The organism is Candidatus Rokuibacteriota bacterium, from assembly GCA_016209385.1.
GTDB lineage: Bacteria > Methylomirabilota > Methylomirabilia > Rokubacteriales > CSP1-6 > JACQWB01.
This window is the reverse complement of the sequence record JACQWB010000085.1, coordinates 1-5,681: the sequence shown is the minus strand read 5'-3', so window position 1 is coordinate 5,681 and position 5,681 is coordinate 1. Positions and strand designations below refer to the sequence as shown.

General features: G+C 64.4%; 4 protein-coding genes and 1 pseudogene. All 5 read left to right on the top strand.

Annotated elements, in window-relative coordinates; all coding sequences use genetic code 11:
• The coding region (locus tag HY726_05905; protein ID MBI4608521.1) for a carbohydrate ABC transporter permease at positions 1–369 on the top strand (369 nt) is incomplete at its 5' end.
• Positions 370–597: 228 nt separating this feature from the next.
• Positions 598–1,158, top strand: coding sequence for a TetR/AcrR family transcriptional regulator (locus HY726_05900; GenBank protein ID MBI4608520.1), 561 nt, complete (start codon positions 598–600; stop codon positions 1,156–1,158).
• 55 nt (positions 1,159–1,213) lie between these two features.
• Positions 1,214–1,930, top strand: coding sequence for a hypothetical protein (locus tag HY726_05895; GenBank protein MBI4608519.1), 717 nt, complete (start codon positions 1,214–1,216; stop codon positions 1,928–1,930).
• A 64-nt stretch (positions 1,931–1,994) separates the two neighbouring features.
• On the top strand, positions 1,995–5,351 hold the full coding sequence (locus tag HY726_05890) for an AAA family ATPase (protein ID MBI4608518.1): 3,357 nt from the start codon (positions 1,995–1,997) through the stop codon (positions 5,349–5,351).
• Between the two features lie 97 nt (positions 5,352–5,448).
• Positions 5,449–5,681: pseudogene (locus HY726_05885) on the top strand (carbohydrate ABC transporter permease).

Here is a 5,681-nt window from a genome sequence, read left to right as displayed (position 1 = left end):
TGGCTCATGATGGGCTTCTTCAAGGCCGTGCCCCGCGACATCGAGGAGGCGGCCATGATCGACGGCTACAGCCGGCTCGGCGCCTTCGTGAGGGTCGTGGTCCCCATCTCCCTGGCCGGCATCCTCACCATCGTCATCTTCACCCTCACCCTGGTCATGCAGGAGTTCGTCTACGCCCTGACCTTCATCACCGCGGCCCGGAACTACACCGTCAGCGTCGGCGTGCCCACCTTCCTGGTCCACGGCGATGTCTACTTCTGGGGCTCCATCATGGCCGGCTGCCTCATCACCAGCGTCCCCATCGCCATCCTCTACAACTTCTTCGTCGACCGCTTCATCGCTGGCTTCACCGTCGGCGCCATCAAGTAGGCGCGCTGCAGGACCCGCTCGCCAGGCGGTGTCGTACTCTTTCATCTGCTGACGTCATCTTCGCGTTGACTTGTAACAGTCCATAACTATTGCCGATATAGGCCTATTTCTTTGTTGACGTAATAAATGAATGGAATTATACTTCATTCAAATATGCCTCGCCCCTACTCGATGACCAAACGGGCCCTCCACCACGAGGAGACCCGCCAGCGGCTCGTTGAGGCAGCTGTGTCGCTCCACGCCGAGCGCGGAATTGTCACGACCAAACCCGCGGACATCGCCGCTCGGGCGAATGTTGCTCTCACCACGTACTACAAGCACTTCCCGAACCTGGATTCCCTCGTCCGGGCCTGCACCGAGCGCGGCCGTCAGCGGAATCCCCCTCCAGACCCTGCGACAATCGCCGCGCTCCCGCCCGGTCCAGGGGCCCGCGTTTCCATGATGGTTGAGACTCTTTTCCGATATTACGCGCTCCGTGAGCCCTGGCTCTTCACCGGCCGAACAGAGGTTAGATTCGTCCCGCAACTGCAGCAGGTCATGGCGGGTCTTGCCGTCACCCGGGACGCTTTTGTCCGCGAGGCCCTGACCCCCGCCGGGGCAAGTCCGGGAGCCGTCGCGGTCACAACCGCGCTCGTTGACTTTTGGGCCTGGCACACCCTTCGAAGGGAAGTGGGACTCACAGAGGACGAAGTGGTCCGCGTGGTGGTGACGACCATTTGGCGGGTTGTCGAAATCGCTGGGCCCGGGCAAGGCGTCGACGGGCCTGGCCAAGTAGCTTCACCCTTTTGAACGGGACGTTTCACACGACCTCATTGCCCATTAGTCACGGAGGAGGGGACGAGCCATGATCGAGACGACGGAGATCGCAAGGGGCATCTACCGCATCGCGATGTGGGAAGAGGAGGACCTTCTTCAGGCGGGGCTCTTGTTTCCCGGCGCGACGTATAACATGTTCCTGATTCGCGCAGACCAGCCGGCCATTGTTGAGACCATGTTCCGCCGATCGTTCCAGCGCCTCTATGGTCGTGTCAAAGAGATCCTCGACCCTGCGCGCCTGCGATACATCATCGTGCCGCACCACGAGGGCGATTCATCGGGTGCCGTGAACGAGTGGCTGGCCGTCGCGCCCGATGCAATTCCGCTTTGCTCAGAACTCTGTGCCGTCCTCTCGCTGCGTGATTTCGCGGACCGTGAGCCAAGAGTTGTCAAGGATGCCGAAGTGTTAGATTTGGGGAGCCACCGCCTCCGCTTTGTCATGACCCCTCAGGTCAACCAGTGGGATAGTCTGATGATCTATGAAGAAATCACCAAGACCCTCTTCCCCAATGATCTCTTTTCGTCGATGGGGCTCGAGGTAATGACCACCGAGGACCGCTCAGCGATCGCCCTTGCCGCAGCCCGCGAACTCGGCTACCAGGCCAACGATCGCACAAGTCTGCAGCGAGCATTGGACAAGATCGCACCTCTGGAGGTCAGGTTGGTCGCCACGATGCACGGCCCGACACTGATTGGGCACTACGATAAACTCGTGAAGACCTTTCAAGAGAGCTCTCTCGCATAGGGAAGGGACAACGTCATAACGGCTCTAGGATCGACGATCCGGCCGTGATGCTTGGAGGCCGGGCATGAAGTGTCCCCGGTGCCAGCACGAGAATCCGCGCGGCGCGAAGTTCTGTGAAGAATGCGCCGCGCCGCTGGCACGAGCATGCCCGAACTGCGGCAGTCAGGTTTCGGCCACGGCAAAGTTCTGTCCTGAGTGCGCGCATTCCCTCGCCGCACCGTCCGCTGAGTCGCGGTTCGCCTCTCCCGAGTCCTACATCCCCAAGCACCTCGCCGAGAAAATTCTCACCTCGAAGAGCGCCCTCGAGGGCGAGCGCAAGCAGGTGACGGTGCTATTCGCCGACCTCAAGGGGTCGATGGAGCTCCTGGCCGAGCGCGATCCCGAGGAGGCCCGAAAGATCCTCGATCCCGTCCTGGAACGCATGATGGAGGCGGTCCACCGCTACGAGGGGACGGTGAACCAGGTGATGGGCGACGGGATCATGGCCCTCTTCGGCGCCCCGCTCGCCCATGAGGACCACGCGGTGCGGGCGTGCTATGCGGCCCTGGACACGCAGGCCGCCATCCGCCGCTACGCCGAGGAGGTCCGACGGACCCAAGGCGTAAAGGTGCAAATCCGAGTCGGTCTGAACTCGGGAGAGGTTGTTGTCCGCACTATCGGGAGCGATCTTCGCATGGACTACACCGCGGTGGGCCAGACCACCCACCTGGCCGCCCGCATGGAGCAGCTTGCCGACCCGGGTACCGTCGTCCTCACGGGCGACACGCTGCGGCTTGCCGAAGGCTGGGTCGACGTCAAGTCCCTCGGACCGGTGCCGGTCAGAGGGCTGGAGGCACCGGTGGAGGTCTACGAGTTGGTCGGGGCAGGGCCGCGGCGCTCTCGGCTCCATGCCGCCGTGGCGCGCGGGCTCACCCGATTCGTCGGTCGGGAGACCGAGCTGGAGCAACTGCGCCAGGCGCTCGGCCGCGCCGCCGCGGGCCACGGCCAGGTCGTGGCCATCGTCGGGGAGCCGGGCGTCGGCAAGTCGCGTCTTGTCTGGGAGGTCACGCACTCCCACCGCACCCACGCCTGGCTCATCCTGGAGGCCGGCTCGGTCTCCTACGGCAAGGCCACCCCCTATCTCCCCCTCATCGACCTCCTCAAAGCCTACTTCCAGATCGAAGCCCGTGATGATGCCCGGAAGATCCGCGAGAAAGTCGCGGGAAAGCTGCTGACGTTGGACGAAGCCCTCAAGCCCACACTCACACCGTTCCTCGCGCTCTTGGACGTGGCCGTGGACGACCCCCAGTGGCAGGCCCTCGATCCACCCCAGCGCCGCCACCGGACACTCGACGCCGTCAAGCGGCTCCTCCTTCGCGAGAGCAGGGTCCAGCCCCTGCTGGTCGTGTTCGAAGACCTCCACTGGATCGACTCCGAGACTCAGGCGCTTCTCGACGGCCTGGTCGAGAGCCTGCCGACCGCGCCGGCCCTTCTGCTCGTTAACTACCGCCCTGAGTACCAGCACGCCTGGAGCGGTAAGACGTACTATGCCCAGCTTCGAATCGACCCCTTGCCCGCGGAGAGCGCCGAGGAGCTGCTGCAGGCGCTTCTGGGAAACGACGCGTCGGTTCAGCCGTTCAAGCGTCTCCTGATCGAGCGGACGGAGGGAAACCCGTTCTTTCTCGAAGAAAGCGTCCGCGTCCTTGTGGAGACAGGGGTCCTCGCCTGCGAACCTGGAGCCTACCGCCTGGCGCAGGCGCTCCCTGGCATCCAGGTGCCAGCCACGGTGCAGGCGGTCCTGGCGGCCCGGATCGACCGCCTCCCGCCCGACGGGAAAAGTCTCCTCCAGACTGCAGCGGTCATCGGAAAGGATGTGCCCTTCGCCCTCCTCGAGGCCATCGCCGAGCTTCCCGAGGAGGACCTCCGTCGGCAGCTCGCCCACCTCCAGGCTGCCGAATTTCTCTACGAGGCGACCCTCTTCCCGGAGGTCGAATTCACCTTCAAGCACGCCCTGACCCACGAGGTCGCCTACGGAAGCCTCCTCCAGGAGCGCCGACGCGCGCTCCATGCCCGGATCGTCGATGCCATGGAACGGCTTTACGCCGACCGGCTCGCTGAGCAGGTGGAACGACTCGCCCACCACGCGTTTCGCGGCGAGATGTGGGAGAGGGCTGTGACCTACCTCCGCCAGGGGGGGAACAAGGCGTTTGCTCGCTCAGCCAACCGCGAAGCCGCGGCGTGTTTTGAGCAGTCGCTCGTCGCGCTGCGCCATCTCCCCGAAAGTCGGGACACACTCGGACAGATCATCGATGTCCAACTTGACCTCCGACGCTGCCTATTCCCCCTCGGAGACCACCGGCGAATCTTCGAGCACCTGGACGAAGCAGAGAAGTTTGCCGAGGCGCTCGGCGACCAACGGCGGCTGGGACACGTAGCCGCCTTCCTGGCTGCCGCATCCTGGGCGGTCGGGGATCGCCAGCGGGCGCTCGAAGTGGGGGATCGTGCTCGCGCCATCGCCGAGACACTGGGGGACCTCCCCCTGCAGATTCTCGCAAATTTTTACTTAGGACTGGCCAACCACCATCGGAGCAACTATGGCCAGGCGATCCACCTGCACAGAACCAACGTGGCGCTGCTCCAGGGTGATCTGGCCTATGAGCGCTTCGGGCTGCCCGCCCTTGCCTCCGTCATCTCCCGTCACTGGCTAGCCTGGTCCCTGGGGGAGATTGGAGAGTTCGCCGAGGGCATGCTGCGAGCACATGAGGCGATCCGCATTGCCGAACGGGTCGACCAGCCGTTCAGCCTCATTATCGCGCATCTCTGTCTCGGCGGAGTCGCCCTGCGGAAAGCCGACCTCGCGATGACGATCCCGGCCCTCCAGCGGAGCCTCGGGCTGTCCGAGACCTGGAACATCCCGCTGTGGCTGCCGTCGATCGCCTCGCGCCTGGGCTACGCGTACGCCCTTTCGGGGCACGTCTCCGAGGCCTTGCCACTTCTGGAACGGGCCGCACACCCGGGCACCTCCGGGGGGCTGGAGGCGGCAACCGTCTCTGCCTTTCTGGGCGAAGCCTACCTGCTGATCGATCGCAACGCCGAGGCGACGGAGTTCGGCGAGCGTGCGCTGGAACTTGCCCAGACACATGGCGAACGGGGCAATCAGGCGTGGGGCCTCCGCCTCTCGGCTGAGGTCGCCGCGCGTCGGGATCCTTCTGAGCTCCAGAGCGCCGAAAGGCAATACCGCGAGGCTCTGGCACTCGCCGAGGCCCTCGCGATGCGGACGCTCCAAGCCCACTGCCACCTCGGCCTCGGCAGGCTATACAAGCGAACCGGCCAGCGCCGGCAAGCCCAGGAACACCTCATCACTGCTGAGACAATGTACCGCGCGATGGACACACAGTTCTGGCTGGAGAAGGCGGATGAGGGGATGAGGGAATTGGCATGAAGTCGTTGCGCTCATCGCCATCCTCGGCCTCAATCCACCCAAGACCCGAGTTCCACGGAGGAGGTGCTCCTACACTGTTCCTCGCCAGGATTACTTCGTTCTCGCGGTCCCGGCCGGATACGCCCTTGCCCGGATGACCGGCCGCTGGGGAGAGCAGCTCGGCATCGGGATCTTCCTCACCTACCTCGTCCCCCCCACGCTCCTCTTCATCCCCCTCGCGCGCGTGATCGCCGACCTCGGCCTCCAGGACTCGCTCTGGTCGCTGGTCGTCGTCTACCCGAGCTTCACGGTGCCCTTCTCCACCTGGCTCCTCATGGGGTTCTTCAAGGC